This window comes from Phascolarctobacterium sp. (assembly GCF_030531065.1).
Taxonomy (GTDB): Bacteria; Bacillota; Negativicutes; order Acidaminococcales; family Acidaminococcaceae; genus Phascolarctobacterium_A.
This window is the reverse complement of the sequence record NZ_JAUNOQ010000001.1, coordinates 88,589-105,350: the sequence shown is the minus strand read 5'-3', so window position 1 is coordinate 105,350 and position 16,762 is coordinate 88,589. Positions and strand designations below refer to the sequence as shown.

18 protein-coding genes are annotated in these 16,762 nt (G+C 51.1%); all 18 read right to left on the bottom strand.

Annotated elements, in window-relative coordinates:
* Positions 1 to 120: 120 nt before the first annotated feature.
* Positions 121 to 1,341, bottom strand: coding sequence for an S-layer homology domain-containing protein (locus tag Q4E64_RS00520; protein ID WP_303165705.1), 1,221 nt, complete (start codon positions 1,339 to 1,341; stop codon positions 121 to 123).
* Positions 1,342 to 1,710: 369 nt separating this feature from the next.
* On the bottom strand, positions 1,711 to 2,583 hold the full coding sequence (locus tag Q4E64_RS00515) for a nucleotidyl transferase AbiEii/AbiGii toxin family protein (RefSeq protein WP_303165704.1): 873 nt from the start codon (positions 2,581 to 2,583) through the stop codon (positions 1,711 to 1,713).
* Entirely contained in the window at positions 2,580 to 3,284 is a 705-nt protein-coding gene (locus Q4E64_RS00510) for a hypothetical protein (RefSeq protein ID WP_303165703.1), read from the bottom strand. Before Q4E64_RS00510 ends, Q4E64_RS00515 begins: the two co-directional genes overlap by 4 nt.
* An 82-nt stretch (positions 3,285 to 3,366) precedes the next feature.
* A complete protein-coding gene (locus tag Q4E64_RS00505) occupies positions 3,367 to 4,158 on the bottom strand; it encodes a transporter substrate-binding domain-containing protein (RefSeq protein WP_303165702.1) in 792 nt (263 codons plus the stop codon).
* Positions 4,159 to 4,340: 182 nt separating this feature from the next.
* Positions 4,341 to 5,552, bottom strand: a complete 1,212-nt coding sequence (locus tag Q4E64_RS00500; protein WP_303165701.1) for a dicarboxylate/amino acid:cation symporter — start codon at positions 5,550 to 5,552, stop codon at positions 4,341 to 4,343.
* A 177-nt stretch (positions 5,553 to 5,729) separates the two neighbouring features.
* Positions 5,730 to 6,017, bottom strand: coding sequence for a pro-sigmaK processing inhibitor BofA family protein (locus tag Q4E64_RS00495; protein WP_303165700.1), 288 nt, complete (start codon positions 6,015 to 6,017; stop codon positions 5,730 to 5,732).
* A gap of 16 nt (positions 6,018 to 6,033) precedes the next feature.
* On the bottom strand, positions 6,034 to 6,633 hold the full coding sequence (gene recR / locus Q4E64_RS00490) for a recombination mediator RecR (protein ID WP_303165699.1): 600 nt from the start codon (positions 6,631 to 6,633) through the stop codon (positions 6,034 to 6,036).
* A gap of 1 nt (position 6,634) precedes the next feature.
* On the bottom strand, positions 6,635 to 6,961 hold the full coding sequence (locus tag Q4E64_RS00485; RefSeq protein ID WP_303165698.1) for a YbaB/EbfC family nucleoid-associated protein: 327 nt from the start codon (positions 6,959 to 6,961) through the stop codon (positions 6,635 to 6,637).
* Between the two features lie 78 nt (positions 6,962 to 7,039).
* Positions 7,040 to 8,911, bottom strand: a complete 1,872-nt coding sequence (gene dnaX / locus Q4E64_RS00480; protein ID WP_303165697.1) for a DNA polymerase III subunit gamma/tau — start codon at positions 8,909 to 8,911, stop codon at positions 7,040 to 7,042.
* 199 nt (positions 8,912 to 9,110) lie between these two features.
* The gene (locus Q4E64_RS00475; protein ID WP_293728121.1) at positions 9,111 to 9,404 is read right to left on the bottom strand and encodes a helix-turn-helix domain-containing protein; all 294 of its coding nucleotides are present in this window, start codon (positions 9,402 to 9,404) and stop codon (positions 9,111 to 9,113) included.
* A 244-nt stretch (positions 9,405 to 9,648) separates the two neighbouring features.
* On the bottom strand, positions 9,649 to 10,443 hold the full coding sequence (locus Q4E64_RS00470; protein ID WP_303165696.1) for an ABC transporter ATP-binding protein: 795 nt from the start codon (positions 10,441 to 10,443) through the stop codon (positions 9,649 to 9,651).
* Entirely contained in the window at positions 10,444 to 11,325 is an 882-nt protein-coding gene (locus Q4E64_RS00465) for an ABC transporter permease (protein ID WP_368501464.1), read from the bottom strand.
* Positions 11,326 to 11,535: 210 nt separating this feature from the next.
* Entirely contained in the window at positions 11,536 to 12,543 is a 1,008-nt protein-coding gene (locus Q4E64_RS00460; protein WP_368501462.1) for an ABC transporter substrate-binding protein, read from the bottom strand.
* Between the two features lie 212 nt (positions 12,544 to 12,755).
* Positions 12,756 to 13,658: a sugar-binding domain-containing protein gene (locus tag Q4E64_RS00455; RefSeq protein ID WP_303165693.1), complete on the bottom strand. Its 903-nt coding sequence runs from the start codon at positions 13,656 to 13,658 to the stop codon at positions 12,756 to 12,758.
* On the bottom strand, positions 13,658 to 13,975 hold the full coding sequence (locus Q4E64_RS00450) for a hypothetical protein (RefSeq protein WP_303165692.1): 318 nt from the start codon (positions 13,973 to 13,975) through the stop codon (positions 13,658 to 13,660). Before Q4E64_RS00450 ends, Q4E64_RS00455 begins: the two co-directional genes overlap by 1 nt.
* Complete coding sequence (lsrF, locus tag Q4E64_RS00445) at positions 13,976 to 14,857, bottom strand: 3-hydroxy-5-phosphonooxypentane-2,4-dione thiolase (protein WP_303165691.1); 882 nt, start codon at positions 14,855 to 14,857, stop codon at positions 13,976 to 13,978. It abuts the gene before it with no gap.
* Positions 14,858 to 14,928: 71 nt separating this feature from the next.
* Positions 14,929 to 15,921 carry a dihydroxyacetone kinase subunit DhaK gene (locus tag Q4E64_RS00440; RefSeq protein ID WP_303165690.1) on the bottom strand — a complete coding sequence of 331 codons (993 nt, stop codon included), beginning with the start codon at positions 15,919 to 15,921 and terminating at the stop codon, positions 14,929 to 14,931.
* Positions 15,922 to 15,973: 52 nt separating this feature from the next.
* Positions 15,974 to 16,594: a DAK2 domain-containing protein gene (locus Q4E64_RS00435; RefSeq protein ID WP_303165689.1), complete on the bottom strand. Its 621-nt coding sequence runs from the start codon at positions 16,592 to 16,594 to the stop codon at positions 15,974 to 15,976.
* Positions 16,595 to 16,762 lie beyond the last annotated feature (168 nt).

Here is a 16,762-nt window from a genome sequence, read left to right as displayed (position 1 = left end):
CCAGCTCCGGGGTTTTTACTTTGTTCCATAAGTTTTAATGCGCTTTAACGCATATCAAAAAAGGGACGGCCGCAGCCGTCCCTAAATTGTTGATAAGTATTAACTTGTCTAAGAGTTGGATTAGAAAGTGAACAGCAGTTGAGCCCACAGAGTTTCTGCGTCTTCGCTGTCATCTTTGCCGTCCAAGTCGTACCATTCAACTTGACCAACAATGTTCTTAGCGAATGCGTAGTTAGCGAAAATGCTGTAGCCTTCAAAGCCTTTGCCAGTCATGCTATCAGCCAAACCGTTCATGGTGTGGTCAACATAAGAAGCGCCGCCTTGGTCGTAGTATTTAGCCACGATGCCCCAAGAACCGGGTTGGGAAGCCTTAGCGCCTTTGTAGGATGCGGTTACTACATAGCCGTCGTCGTCGCTACCAGTATACCCATCTTTATCACCGTTCAGATACATAGCGCCTAATTTGAAGTTCTTATCAAATGCGTAGGTAGCATTTACTTGCCAAATCTCTTGGTCTTTGCCAGAAGCCGCAGCAGTAAGGTTCTCGCCTCTGCCGATATCTTTGAAGTCATAGTAACCAGCGCCTAAGCTCAAGGAAGAAATCTTGCCGCCTAATTCAGCGTACCAAACTTCGTCAGCCTTGCTACCTTTGTGGTTACCAGGATCAGCTTCGCCATAACCAACGGTCAGTTTAACATCTTTGCCATAAGCAGCTTGGATACCGTCGAAACGGTTATCGTATACGTTGCCTTCTGCAACCTTCAGGTTGTAACGACCACCTTGAACTTTTACGCCGCCCAATTTACCATTGATGTAAGCGCGTTGGAAATCGGTGTCTTCGTCGCCGTCGTCGTTATCAAAGTTTTGCTCGTTTTGAATCATACCGGTATAGGTCCAGTCGTCGTTGATAGCGCCGTTGAACCAAATACGGGAACGCAATTTGTTTTCATTGCCGTCTTTACCTTTAATTTTGGTATCATGATCAGCATAGTGATAACGAACTTCGCCGGTAATCTTTACAGCGTCAGCTTTCTTTTCCAAGTTAGCTACGCGAACGCCCAAAGTATCCAGCTCGTCAGCAAATTCAGCGGCCAGCTTGTCTACGTTAGCGCCTTTAGCCATTGCTTTAGCAACGATTTGAGCCATTTCATAACGGGTCATCAGTTTGTCGCCGCCGAAGGTAGCGTCGCCGTAGCCGTCGATTACGCCAGCAGCAGCCAGCTTGTTAACGCTGTCATATGCCCAGTGGCCAGCCGGAACGTCAGAGAACGGATTTGCAGCATAAGCGGAAGCAGTTACGCCCAATGCCATAGCCATTGCGAGTACTAAGGATTTTTTCATTTTGTTTTCCTCCTCTTTAATGAGAGATTTTTATTTATTACAAAATCTCCTTGCGCAGGCTCATGTACTGCGGTCCGCCAAGAGTTGCCTTGTTTCCTCCAGCTGGCAGCCATTACCCGTGCCTCAGAAATTTTATAATACGTGGGGTGGAAGCAGCTTGCGATATACTTGCCTAGGGTATACCATTTGCTAAGCTACTGTGACTATTATATGCGATTTTGACCGCATAGTCAATATACTTTTCTGAAAATTTCTGTTAAACTTATCATTTGTTACACTATTTCTTATATTACGGCAAAATTTCGCCGCCACGTTGCAACGCGGTGGGGGAAAGAAATCGTTACGCTATCCGCCAAAAATATTCTCGACTCAATCGCCAGCAAACCTTAATCCCTCTGTTATCTGCTGAAAAAAATCTGCGCTCCATACATCTAAAACCCTAGCGTCCCTGATAAAAGGTTCGACGTCTTGTTTAGCCTGTTTGTAATCTATCTGAGCAAATTTATTTTTCAGCATTTCTTTAATTCCTGCCAAAGAACATTCTTTTTGCTCGTCAATATAACTTGATTGCAACAGCCTTGCCCGCAAATGTTTTTGATTGCACGCGGCATTCCTCGTCAGATAAAATACGTAATCGTAAAGGTCGCGTCCTTTAATGCGATTCTGCCAAGCGCGACACAAAACGGCATGAATTTTCCCGGCAAAGAGCGATGGCATATCATACATTGTTACGGCGTAAGGAGTTGGCAGCAAACGATACTTATGTTCAAACGTGGCATATGGCGGAGGATTAACGTCTATTTCAAATTTTATTTTTACTACTTCTCCTTTAGCGACCGATTCTGCCAATTTAGAATCAGCGTAAAATAAAAGCATATGCTCCTTGGTATTGCCCTTAAGAAACGCCGAACGAATATTACTATCCTTGCTCTTAGCCTTTTCTTTTATTTCTACATTTAAGCCAAATGACCTTACCTCTTTTTGTAAAACAGGAAAATATCCACCCAAATCAAATTCGAAGTCGGGAGTTTCTAACGAAAAATCCAAATCCTCAGAAAAACGATCCAAACCGTAAAAAATTCTTAAAGCCGTTCCTCCGTAAAAAGCAGCCTTTTGAAAAAAACCTGCGCGCGATAAACCGCATAGCACAATTTCTTGCATAATTTCTTTCATAGCGTTCTTTTGGTCATAAAAATTTTCTATTTTATAATTAGCAAGCATTTGCTCGATAACTGCGCTCATTTTTGCATTCTCCTTATCAAAGTAACAAGCTTTCGGATATTACCAATACGATAATGTTCGCTCAACATCTTTATTTTATCTAGATTTAAAGCAGCTAACGCTTCTTCTTCCATGCGAAGGTCATCTAACAATAAATCCGCCAGCGCTCTTGCATTCGCCATTGGTACAAGCGTATACAATTTATCGCACAACGCTTTTTCCGGTTCAGCAATGCGATAAAAATATTCGCCCTCTTGAAGCACTTGTAAGCATAATGGAAAAGCGGCATCCGGCACATCCCTGTACGTAAATACGCCGAACGGTGTCTCATATTTTTTCTTTTTTTTCTTTGCAAACGTCGCGCAAGTTATAGTATATACTGCTTCGGGAATCATCCCATAATAGCTCAAGGCGTAATCGAAAGAAATATATGAAGGCCCATATATGCTGCCAGCCAGTAAATGTCCAGGTATATTACGCTCGGTCACATACAAATTTTTGACAACGCGAAAACACTCGCCCTGTTTTACCATCCGCGAAATTTTGCTATAAGGATTAGCGTAATCCTTTAATTCATCTAGAAGCATCGCAAGAGTTTTTATCATATTTTCACCTCTTATTATCATTATATTGTAATTTCTGGTGAAAATCAAGCGTTTTTGCTTTGGTAAGCGTCTTGCTTCCCAAAGCAGAAGCAGCCGCGCCAAACGCTTGAACGTCAACGCGACTGCTTTTGAACTTCATATGGGGTTATAAGTTTTTACTTACGGTTATTTTTTGCTTCCTGCGGCACAAAGGCAATAATTATTTAATATATTCCTCTTCCAGCCTGTCCAGCGTGCCGTCCATATCCTTTTCTTCCATGAAAAAGTTGACATAGTTCAGCCATTCCTGATCGCCCTTCGCCATCAGGATACCGAACTGGTTCTTGGTAAATGGATCTTCGATCAGCGGCGCAGCCAGGCGCGCGTCGTCGCGCACATAACGTCTGGCTTCCATGGTTTCGGTAATCATAACGTCAGCCTTGCCTTCGGCAATCAGCGAAGGAATTTCCGCATTCTGCGGATGCACCAGCAAGGTGCAGTCCGGCAAATTGGACAAAGCAAATTTTTCGTTAGTGCCGCCGGGATTTACCATCACGCGCACATTTTTCTTATTCAAATCCGCTTCGCAGGTGAATTTTTTAGCGTCCTCCTTACGACACAAAATAGTTTTGCCAAACAGCAAATAGCCATGGGACATATCCATATCTTTGGCGCGGGCAAAAGTGCGGGTGATGCCGCTGATAGCGATATCAAATTTACCGGCCATAGTGTCGGCAGAAAGCGTCTTCCAGGTTGTAGGCACGTACTGCACCTTTACGCCCAGAGACTTCGCTAAAAGCTCCGCCACCTCGCAGTCGAAGCCTTCATATTTTCCTGTTTCCTTATTCAGATAGGACATGGGCTTATAATCGCCGGTACTGCCTACCAAAAGGGTTCCGCGTTCCTGAATATCCTGCAGCCTGCCAGCTTCAGCCGACGGCAAAAGGCCGCCGATTCCCAGCATTGCTGCCGCCAATAAAGTTCCTGCGCATATTTTTTTGAAATTTACCATACTACAATCCTTCCTTTCGAAAACTTATATGCGATTTATAAGAAATTATAGTACAAATTTCCAGATGCCGCCAGCAAATTTATTTATTTGCTCATAAGCAGCCGACAAATGTAAGCAATTTTACATAAGGAAAGGCGCCGCCCGCCAGAAGCGAACGACGCCAGGGAAAGACGATATGAAAATTAGTACAGAGGCTCTTTAGCCTTAGCTCTTTCGCTCTTGTCAACCAGGAAAGCAACAGCTGCGTCGCCGGTGATATTCACGGAGGTACGCGGCATATCCAGAATACGGTCGATACCTGCGATCAAAGCGGAACCTTCCAAGGGCAAGCCCAAAGCGGTCAGGATCATGGTCAGCATGATGAAGCCCGCGCCGGGAACGCCTGCGGTACCGATAGAAGCCAAGGTACCGGTAACGATGATGGTGAAGTACTGCGCGCCGGTCAGGTCGATGCCGTACAGCTGAGCGATAAACAGAGCGCATACGCCCTGGTAGGCAGCGGTGCCGTCCATGTTAATAGTAGCGCCCAAGGGCAGAACGAAGCTGGAAACCTCTTTAGAAACGCCCAGCTTTTGCGCACAGCTCATGGTCAGGGGCAAAGTGCCGCCGGAGGAGCAGGAGCTGAAAGCCATCAGAGAAGCGGGAGCGATACCCTTGGCAAATTTCACAACGTCGGTGTTGCCAATAAATTTCAGCATTGCGCCATATACAAAGATTGCGTGCAGCAAGCAGCTCAAGTATACGGCGATAACAACCTTCAGCAAGGGCAGCAGTACGGCGGGGCCGTTCGCTGCCACAACGGGAGTAATCAAGCCGAACACGCCGATAGGAGCGACGGACATGATGATGCCGACAATTTTATAGGAAACCTCAGCCAGTCCGTCGATGGTATGCTTTAAGTAATCAGCCTTTTCGCCCACAGCGGTAATGCCTACGCCGATGAACAGGGAGAAGACGATGATCTGCAGCATATTAGCTTTCAGCATTGCCTCCATCGGATTGGTCGGGAAAATATCCACGATAACCTTCATTATCGGAGGAGCGGCTTTAGCTGCAACTTTAGCAGTTTCTACCGGCATGGACAATCCTACGCCGGGCTGCATAACAGTGCCGATTACCAAACCGATAACGATAGCGAAAGCGGTGGTGGACAGGTAGTAAGCGAGAGTTTTAATACCGATGCGGCCAACCTTTTTAATATCGCCTAAGCTGCACACACCGATAACCAGACTGGAAAATACCAGCGGAACAATGACCATTTTGATCATGTTCATAAAGATAGTGCCTAAGGGTCCAATCCAGGCTTTGGCAAAGCCTGCGCCCTCAGCGCCCAGCTCTAAACCGGCGATAATACCGAGAGCCAGACCAATTAAAATTTTTGTAGATAAATTCACTTTGACAACCCCCTAATAAAAATGTAATCTTATTCCTGCTTTAAATTATAGCAGAGGAAAACGTAAAAGTCTGATTGTATACAGTATTATTCCCGTGTATACATAATATTTACGCAAAGATTACAATAGTAACAAAAAATCCCTGCGAAGCGCTACGTCTCACAGGGAATCTGCTTACTAGCCAAATATTTCAAATAATATAACTGCCGCTGCGCCGGGAACGCCGAAGAAACCGGCGATCAGCGCTTTAATGACGGTGATCTTCAAACCAAAACCCACAAAGGAGCCCAAAAGATTGACCACCCACAGCAAAAGCGCGCCGCAGATGCCGTTCCACACCAGCTTAAAGGGCATGGAAAGCAGCTTGACCACGAGCAGCAGCAGCACTACGCCCACCAGCAGCGGCCCTAAAGCGCCCAAAGGCCCCAGCCCTGCGCTGGCGGCAATCCCCTCCAACATTTCCATTTATAAGTCCACCTCTTTACATAGCCCGTCGGTTTTCCAAAGCCTTGGACAAAGTAACCTCATCCGCATATTCCAAATCGCCGCCCATGGGCAGGCCATGCGCAATGCGGCTGACAGTTATGCCCAAGGGCTTCAAAAGTTGCGCCAGATAGGTAGCCGTGGCCTCGCCCTCCACGTCGGAATTGGTAGCGATTATAATTTCGCTGACTGTTTCGCTTTGCAGCCGCTGGAACAGCTCCCTGATGCGCAGCTTGTCCGGACCAACGCCGTCCAAGGGCGACAGTACCCCATGCAGCACATGGTACAGCCCGTTATAGCCGCGGCTGCGTTCCATGGCGGCAATATCCTGGGGCTGCTCCACTACGCAGATAATATGCCGGTCGCGGTCGGGTGCGCCGCAGATTTCGCACAGCTCGCCGTCCGTCAGGTTATAGCACTGGCTGCAGTAATGGATGTGCTGCTTGGCGCCGTTCAAGGCCTCCGCCAGCTGCCGCACCTCCTCCGCAGGCATATCAATAATATGATAGGCCAGGCGCATGGCCGTTTTGGAGCCTACGCCCGGCAGCCGCCGCAGCTGCTCGTACAGATTAGCCAGCGGCCTGATCATTCTTGCCATATCAGAACATGCCTGGCAGCTTCATGCCGCCTGTAACCTTAGCCATTTCCTTTTCCGTCATTTCGTCGATCTGCTTCATAGCGTCGTTAACGGCAGTCAGCAGCATGTCCTCCAGCATCTCCACATCCTCCGGATCCACAGCGGACGGAGCTATTTTGATGGATTTCAGCTCCTTCTTGCCATTGACTACGACGGTTACGGCGCCGCCGCCCACAGAAGCCTCTACAGTACGGTTTTTCAAATCCTCCTGCATTTTTGCCATGTCGGCCTGCATCTTCTGCACCTTTTTCATCATTGCCTGCATATTACCCATGCCACCAGGAAACATAATCAAATTCCTCCTTAATATACGTTAATTGCTTAATATTTATATTGAGCCTTGTGCATTACAAAGCGTCATATCGCATTACAGCTCGGTTATCGTACCGCCGAAGGCGTCCATAGCCTTGCGCAGGCTGTCCGGCAGCTGCTGAGGAGCCGCCGCAGGCGCCTGTTCTTTTTGGGGGGGAGCAGGCTGCGCCTTCGCTCCCGCAGCAGCCCCGCCTGAAGCCCGCAGGCTGGCTTCCGCCGCGCACTGCAGCCGCAGCGGCCTACGCGCCAGCCGCAGCAATATTTCCTCAAAATAGCTGCGGAAATCGTCCTTATTCATGCGCTCGCTCTTAAAGGGCGCTTTAAAAGCCACCACCAGTACGTCGTTGCTAAAGCTGTAGACCCGCCCGTCCTTGGCGCAGGAATACATGGACATCTTCTTTTCCGAACGCACCAGCTCCAAGGTCTGCTTCCAGAAATCGTCGCCAGCCGCCCAATCGCCGCCGTATTCCTCGCCTGCTGCCGTCGGCCGGACGACAGACTGCGCCGGAACCTGCGACGCAACCTTCTGCGACGCTGCGCCCGCTTTAGCGGCAGGAACCGGTTTAGCTACTGGCGGACGGTTATTTATCGGCGGAGCAGACGACAGCTGCCCTAATTCCTCCGCCGTAGGCCCGTCGTCCTGCTCCGCTTCCGGCGGCTCCTCCGGCCCGGTATACAGCTTAGCTCCGGCAGGCGGCACAAAAGCAGGCTGAACCTTAGGCTGCACCTGCACCTCCGTCCTTGCGGCCCCAGCTCCGGCTGCAAGGGGCGCAGGCGGCACAGCCGCGCCTCCGGCAAGCCGCCGCTCCAGCTGCTCCACTCTGGCCGTCAGCGCCGCCAGCGTGCTGCCCTCGATACGGCACAAATCCAGCAGGCACAGCTCCGCCGTAATCTTCGGACGCAGCGTACCCTTGAGTTCCAGCACAGCGGCATGCAGCCGCTCCTCCGCCGCCAGCAGACGGTCGCGGGCAAAAAGCGGCGACAGGGCCTGAAAGGCTTCCTGCGTATCCGTTAAATAAACCTCGTCATAGCCCGGCACCGCCTGATACAGCAGCAAGGCCCGCAGATATTCCGCCAGCTCCGTCAGCACCTGCCCCACGTCCTTGCCCTGCTCCAAAAGCTGGTTCAGCTTGCCTAAAGCGGCCGCCAGATCCTGCCGTCCTATAGCTCCTACCAGCTCCCGCAAAGCTTCGCGCCCCACGATGCCCAACACCTCGCGCACTACGTCCACCGTCACCGTCCTGGCCATCACGCCGCACTGGTCCAAAAGGCTCAGCGCATCGCGCATACCGCCCTCGGACTGAATAGCAATCAGCCGCAAAGCCTCGGCGTCCGCAGTAATGCCGCTGCCCTCGGCTACCAAAGCCAAATGCGCGGCAATTTCGTCCACCGTCACCCTACGGAAATCAAAGCGCTGACAGCGGGAATGAATCGTCGCCGGAATCCGGTGCGGGTCCGTCGTCGCCAGAATAAAAATAACGTGCGGCGGCGGCTCCTCCAAGGTTTTCAGCAAAGCGTTGAAAGCCTCGGTGGTCAGCATATGCACCTCGTCAATAATATATACCTTGTAGCGGCAGTCCACCGGCGTAAAGGCCAGCTGATCGCGCAGAGCCTTGATCTCGTCGATGCCGCGGTTGGAGGCCGCGTCGATTTCGAACACATCCATGGAGGTTCCGGCGGCAATCCGCACGCAATTATCGCAGCAGCCGCAGGGAGCAGGCGTCGGCCCCTGCTCGCAGTTCAGCGCCTTCGCTAAGATACGCGCCGTACTGGTCTTGCCCGTACCCCGCGGCCCGGCGAACAAATAAGCGTGAGCTATTCTGCCGCTGGTCAAGGCGTTGGTCAGCGCCGTTTTCACAGGCTGCTGCCCTACCAGCGAATCAAAATTCTGCGGCCGCCATTTGCGGTACAGCGCAACATAAGCCATACGTCCCTCTCCCTTCGCTTGCGCCGCCCTTCCGGGCGCACGTTACATACATCAATATTATAGTATATTCACTGCCGCACCGCAAGCAGGCATTATCATTTGCAAGCTCTCTGATGTAAAGCAAACTGGCGTAAGCCCAAAAGCCTACGCCAGTTTTTATATTGCCGCAATTTGCCATAAAGCAAAATAAATTCTCTGTTTACTTTCTTTGCTTCAGCAGCTTAACGACCTGCAGCACCTCATCCAAACTGATATCCTGATCCTTCGTATCAGGCTGTTGATCCAAATCAACAAAAAAGCTGCTCATATTACATTCCAGTAAGTTATGAAGCTTTAAGAGATTCGGAAGGGTAACGGGCACACGACCGCATTCAATATTACATAAATGCGTTTGTGAAATTTCCATTGCCTTTGCCAACTTAGTTTGAGTTAAATTCTTAGCCGTCCGCAGCAACCTTATTCTGCGACCAATAAGCTTGATTTCTTCCTGCATTGTTCTGCACCGCCTTTCGGTTAATTTGCAATAAACATTCTTAAACTAATCAGGCACTTATTTAAAGTGTACCACGAATCGCAAAATTATCAAGTCTTTTTCTTCTAAAATTTATTTATTTTCTTCTATATATTATCGATATCGATAATATATCACAACAAAAGCAGGTAAACCTCTGCTTTTTAGCACTATCGTATTGCTAAAATATACAAATGTTTATTGAAATACTTATCGGCGGACAACCTTAGCCCAACAGCAAACGATCGCTGGCCATCTCCGAACCGCTGGCCTTTTCAAACATAGCCAACAGATCCGGTATCTGCAAATGTTGTTTTTCCTCACCCTGCACATCGATAATGATGCGTCCGTTATGCAGCATTATCAAACGGTTGCCATAACGCAGCGCGTCGCGCATATTATGAGTAATCATCAGCGTGGTCAGCCGGTCGCGGTTAACTATTCTTTCCGTTAAAGCCAGCACCTTAGCGGCAGTTTTCGGATCCAAAGCGGCCGTATGCTCGTCCAAAAGCAGCAGCTTGGGCTTTTTCAAAGTAGCCATCAGCAACGTCAGCGCCTGACGCTGGCCGCCGGAAAGCAGGCCCACCTTAGCGGTCATGCGTTCCTCCAACCCCAAATCCAGCTCCTTCAGCAGCTCGTAAAAGCGGTCGTGCTGGTCGCTGGACAGGCTCCAGCCCAGGCCGGGAGTTTCACCGCGGCGAGCGGCCAAAGCCAGATTTTCTTCAATCATCATACCGGCGGCCGTCCCCAGCATCGGGTCCTGAAAAACGCGGCCAATATATTTAGCCCGTTTATGCTCCGGCTTTTTCGTAATATCCTCGCCGTCGATAACAATTCTGCCGGAATCCACCGGAAAGACGCCGGCAATAGCGTTCAGCGTCGTGGATTTGCCCGCGCCGTTGCCGCCGATAACCGTCGCAAAATCGCCCGGCTGCAAATTCAAGGTCAATCCCTGCAGCGCGCGCTTCTCGTTAATCGTCCCAGGGAAAAAGGTTTTATAAATATTATCTACCTGCAGCATTTACCGCACCGCCTTTCTACCGCTCATCTTAGCCTTAATCAGCGGCATGGACAAAGCCAGAGCCACCAACACGGAAGTAAACAGCTTGAGGTCGTTAGGCGGCATACCCATAGCCAGAACCGCAGCGATAACAATACGGTAAACTATGGAGCCCAAAACTACGGAAATCAAACAATTTTTAAAGCTGCGCGTACCAAACAGCACCTCGCCGATAATAACGGAGGCCAAACCGATGACGATAGTGCCCGTGCCCATACCCACGTCGGAAAAACCGTTGGACTGCGCCACCAGCGCGCCGGACAAAGCCACCAGGCCGTTGCTCAGCAGCAGGCCCAAAATAATGGTCACATCCGTATCCACGCCCTGCGCCCTGATCATTTGCTGGTTGAAGCCGGTCGCACGAATAGCCGCGCCAATCTGCGTGCCAAAGAACCAGTACAGGAACAGCCCCACTAAAACAGTAGCGGCCAAACCAACCAGCAGCGTGGTCTGCGCCATATTCATGCCCAAAGCCTCGCGGGCAATTTTAAAGCAGGTATCCACGCCCAGCAAGGATAAATTAGCCTTGCCCATAATGCGCAGATTAACGGAATATAAAGCGATCATCGTCAGAATCCCGGCCAGCAGCGCCGGAATCTTCATTTTCGTATGCAGCAGGCCGGTAACAATGCCGGCCAGCGTACCCGTTATAAACGCGGCCAGCAGCGCCGGCATCACGCCGTAACCGGCCACCATCATGGAAGCAGCCGTAGCCGCGCCCAAAGGAAAGCTGCCTTCTACCGTCAAATCGGCGATATCCAGCACCCTGAAAGTCACATATACGCCCAAAGCCATCAGCGCCCAAAGCAAGCCCTGCGCCACTGTGGGAATCAACAAATCAATCATCAGGAACATCCTTCCGTCGTTAAAATCTCTTACAGCTCCTATTATTATAGCACAAGCAACAAAATTATGCTGAAAAATATGCTGCAAATAGTTAAACTTCTTTATAAATAAAGGAAAGTCTGCCATAGGCATCTATGACAGACTTCCGCATCATTTCCTAAACTTATGCACGGACTGCAAACTCAGACCGCCGTTTTGCCCACGGGCTTATTTAATAATTTCTGCGCTCTTCAGCACGTCCTCCGGCAGCTTCAGGCCGATCTTGTCAGCTTCCTTCATATTGATGGTAGCCTTGAATTCCTTTTGCGCCTGAATTGCCATATCGGCGGGCTTGGATTTGCCGCTCAGAATATCCGCTGCCATTTCGCCTGCCTGGAAGCCCAGCTTGTAATAATCCACGCCCAGCGTAGCCAGGCCGCCTGCTTTAACCATGCCGCCCTCGCCGCAAATTACGGGCAGCTTGGCCTCCTCGGTAACGGTGGTCAGCGTCGGCATCGCAGACGCCAGCACGTTATCGGTCGGAACATAAATAGCCTGCACCTTACCCAAAAGGCTGCGCGCTGCCTGCTGAATGTCGTTGACATTGGAAACGGTAGCCTCGCTTACGGTAACGCCCTTAGCGGCGGCAGCTTTTTTCAGAATATCTACCTGCAGCTGGGAATTAACCTCGCTGGAGCAGTAAATCGTGCCGATGGATTTAGCGTTAGGCACAATCTTCAGCAGCAAATCAAGCTGCTGCTCCACAGGATTCATATCGGTAGTACCGGTTACGTTAGTACCCGGCTTAGCGTTATCTTTAACTAATTTGGCGGTTTTATAGTCGGTTACGGCTGTAGCCACAATAGGAATATCGCTGGTTACGTTAGCCACCGTCTGCGCAGCCGGAGTCGCAATAGCGCAGATCAGATTAACCTTATTATTGACAAAGCGGTGCGCAATATTTTGCAGATTAGATTGGTCCGCTTGGGCATTTTGCCGGTCGAAGGCTATATTTTCGCCTTCCTTATAGCCCTTGGAAGCCAAACCTTCTACAAAACCCTTATTGGCAGCGTCCAGAGCGGCATGCTCCACCAGCTGCACAATGCCTACGTTGACCTTCTCCGCTTTCTCGGGAGCCTCCTTGCTGTCGCCGCCGCAGCCCGCTACGCCCAGGGTCAGGGTCAGCAGCAAACCGGCAGCCAACGCCTTAATTTTGCAATTTTTCAAAGAAATCATCTTTACCATCCTTCCATCCTACATTTTTAGTGTATGCTGTAGTTGTATTGATTGTATAATATTTCTTGTAGAATGTAAATATCCGCTGGAGTATTTTAAAGATTTTATTCTCGGCTCCGCCGATAATGTTCCAAAGCTTACACATCGCCGTTGCTGAAAGAGAAAACCGCAGGTGCGACGAAAATTCCGTCACGCCTGCGGTCTGAAACAGCCTACAGCAAACTGCGCGCTTGCTCCTCATCAATAACCAAATGGGTGAACAGCCCCGTCGCCAACGCGCCCTTTAAGGCTCTGCTGCCAGCGTTCAGCCCGATACCTATCAGCTTGCGGCAGCGGCGCAGCTGCGACATGGGAATATGCAGGCAAAAATCGTTATTGCCGCTGATAAATTCCCCGCGCTCGTTATAATAATAAGATAAAAAGCTGCCTACGGCACGCTGCCTGCTCAAGGAATCGCCAAAGCGGGTAGCCGTGCCTTCGTCCGGCACGCCGGGATAGCCGCTGACGGCGACGACGGCCGCGTCCAGCTGCTGCCATAAACCGGATAATTGCAGGAACTCGTTCTTACCTTCCAGCTCCTCCCGTTCCTCCTCCGAAGCGGGAAAGGCGCTGCAGCCCAGGCTATAGGCAGTCCGGCCGCTAGCCTCTGCCCACAGCAGCGCCAAGGCGTCGGGATGGTAGCCCTTATGAGGGAAATGCGCCTCGCCGATCAAGGGCAGCACCTTGCCCATCTGCTGGTACCAACGCCCCCGCTCCAGCCTGCAAACGGTTTCGCCCAAAGCGTAGCCCCAGCCCAGACCCAAAGTCATATCGGCAGCTGTTTCCGAAAGCAGGTAGCGCGCCGTCTGCTGCCAGGGATTGCTGCCCGCGGGCAGCACGCAGCCTCCCTCCAGTCCATATCTAGTGCGCAGGCGCTCCAGCAAGCTGCTTTCGCCCTCGTCCCCGGCGAAAATCTCGATGCGGACAATGCCAAGCTTTTTAGCACGGGTCAGCATCTTACTGACGGAAGGACGCGACACGCCAAGACGCTGAGCCACCTGGGCCTGAGTAAGTTCCTCCTCGTAATACAAACGGGCAGCAGCGATCAGCTGTGCCCGTTCTCCTGCCTGCAGCATTATTTAACTTCTTCCATCAATTCAAACAAAATGCCGTCCTTCATGACAAAAGCAATGCGGGTATGCTCGTCCGCCATCCACGGCTCCACAACTACCGTATTTTCTGCCAGCTGCTTGTCCAAATCGTCCACCTTATAGGCTACATGCACCAAAGTCTGCAATTCCTGCGGCAAGGGAGTATCCTTCTCAAAGCGCAGATATTCGATATGGAATTCATTGGTATCGGGAGTAATAATATGGGTTTTAATGCCCTCGGCATAAATTTCGCCTTCACGGGCAATATCGGTAGGTACGCCCACATGCATAAATTCTTTCATTTATTTCACATCCTTCCGCCATAATTCATAAGCGTGATATGCCTCTTCCGGCTTAGCGTTTTCGTGCACTACCATGCGAATAGCGCGCAGCATAGCGCTGGGGCAGGCGGCCTGCAATACGTTGCGGCCCATATCCACACCGGCGGCGCCTTCGTTGACAGCGCGGTAAGCCATTGCCAAAGCTTCGCTTTCAGGAATCTTCTTGCCGCCTGCAATCACAATGGGCACAGGGCAGGCGGCGGTAATCTGCTCAAAATTATCGCAGTAATAGGTTTTAATGATATGCGCGCCTTGCTCCGCCAGCAAGCGGGTAGCCAGGGAGAAATAACGGGTCGTCCGCTCCATTTCCTTGCCTACGGCCACTACGCCCAGCACCGGCACGCCGTATTTTTCGCCCTGATTTACATAATAGGACAGCGTTTTCAGAGAATCCAGCTCGCCGGCAGCGCCCACAAAGCATTGCACAGCCATGCAGGAAGCGTTCATGCGGATAGCGTCCTCGATATCCACTCCGGCAGAGCCAAAGCTCATATCGTCCTTGAGTACGCTGGTATCGGCAGTGCAGCGCAGCGCCACAGCCTTGCGGTGATTGCCGGGAATGCAGGTACGCAGCGCGCCGCGGGTAGCCATCAGGCAATCCGCATAGGGCAGCAGCGGCGGAATAACCAAATCCAAACGCTCCAGCCCGGCGGTAGAGCCCATAATATAGCCATGGTCAAAGGCCAGCATAATAGTACGGCCATCGTCGCCAAAAATCTGGGACAAACGGCCCTGCATCCCCCAACCGGCGCATTGATGTCCCTTAACGGAGAAAATGCGCTGCGGCGGCTCAATGCCGATACCGTAATCCTTAGCTAAAACATTACCATCTTTATCAGCCATCTAAAATCCTCCCAAACGGCGGCAGCAGGGCGGCTGCTGCCGCAGCCTGCTCCGCCCGTCAAAGCTCAATCTTAGTTTTTGTAATAAGGAGTGCGGCAGGGCGCATTCCAGTAACCCAGCATTTCTTCGTCCATGCGGGCAATGCACATCTGGAAGCCTGCGGTCTCCTGTACGGTCAGCACCTCGCCTACGATGCTGGCAACAATTTCGATACCCTTTGCAGCCAGCAGCTTGTGACAGGCGCGGAACACAATCAGCTGCTCCATCAGCGTGGTAGCGCCGCTGCCGTTGATGATTACCAGCAGCTTTTCGCCGCTTTGTACGTTCAAATCTGCCAGCAAAGCGTTCATCATAATGGCCGCAGTTTCATCGGCGGATTTCATGGGCTGGCTGCCGCCGCCGCCTTCGCCGTGCTGACCCATGCCGACCTCCATAACGCCGTCCTCAATCTGCGCAATGGTCATACCGGTAGCAGGATGAGTAGCGCCCTTGGTAGCCACAGCGATGGTCGCCATATTATCGGCAAATTTCTGCGCAATAGCGGCAACCTCCTCCAGGGATTTGCCTGCTGCCGCAGCGGCGCCTGCTACCTTGTACAAAGGCACGCAGCCAACAAGGCCGCGGCGGTCGTCGGCGTTCTCGCGGGGAGCGTTGGCGATATCCTCCTGAGTAACCACCTTAACGACGTTCAGTCCCAGCTTCTTCACCTGTTTCATAGTCAGGTTGCCGGTCAGCATATCGCCCGCATGGTTCAAAACTACAAACAGTACGCCGTGACCCTTGTCCGCCATTTTAATAGCTTCCACGCAGGCCTGCGGTCCCGGTGCGGCAAAAATATTGCCGGCTACGGAAATATCCACCATGCCCTCGCCGACAAAGCCGCTGATGGCAGGCTCGTGGCCGGTGCCGCCCAAGGTAACAATGGTAACGCGGTCAGCCTCGGCCAGCTTTTTGTTGACCACCAGATTGCCCTGCTCCAAGGAAATGATATCCGGATTGGACAAAGCCAGGCCTTCCAATAATTCGCTGGTAAGATTTTCAGGATTGTTGATAAATTTCTGCATAATTACGCCTCCGTTTATATATTATTTAGATTGACTGTCAAGCATATGCGGCCTATTGGCAGGCGGACGCCATCGAAGAAAATAAAATGGACATGGATACTGCCCCCGGGTCCTTGGTTCCCAGGCTGCGCTCGCCCACATTTTTAGCGCGGCCAAAACGCGCTACCATTCCGGCAGTGGCGTCCGCGCCCTTGCAGGCCGCCTCCGCCATAGCGGCAAAAATTTCTTTAGCGCAGCCATTAGTGGCCAGGCCTGCGTCCAAAGCAGGATACAAAGCGTCCACCATGGTTTTATCGCCAATTTTGGCTTTGGAAATATCCATAAAATCTTCCTTGCCCTGCGCCAGCATTTTGTGCATACCGGCAGTATCGAGCGCAGTAACGCCCTCGTCCACGCCCTCGGCAAAGCCGCCGAAAACAGTACCCCACAGCGGGCCTGCGCTGCCGCCGTTCACGCCCATAAAAGCCATCGATAAATCGTCCAGCAGTTCTTTAATGTCGGCGCTGTCCCCGGCTTCCACCTTAGCCTTGATAGCGTCGGCCATTCTGCCGATGGTCAGGCCGTGGTCGCCGTCGCCGGCTACGCCGTCCAATTCGCACAGCATCATGCTCTTATCTTTCAGCTCTATAGCGGCGGCTAAAAGCATGCTTTGCAGCAATTCTAACGTCAGCATATTATCACCGTTCCTTTCGCTGTATTTATTTTAACATTTGTCAGCACAATTGTAAACTTTTTTCTGAAACTTTCTACTTATCCGAAGAAAAACGCAAATATAAAAATTTGGCTCTGCCTGAAACCTTGCGCTTCAGGCAGAGCCGTCGTTATTTTTCTTCAATATATT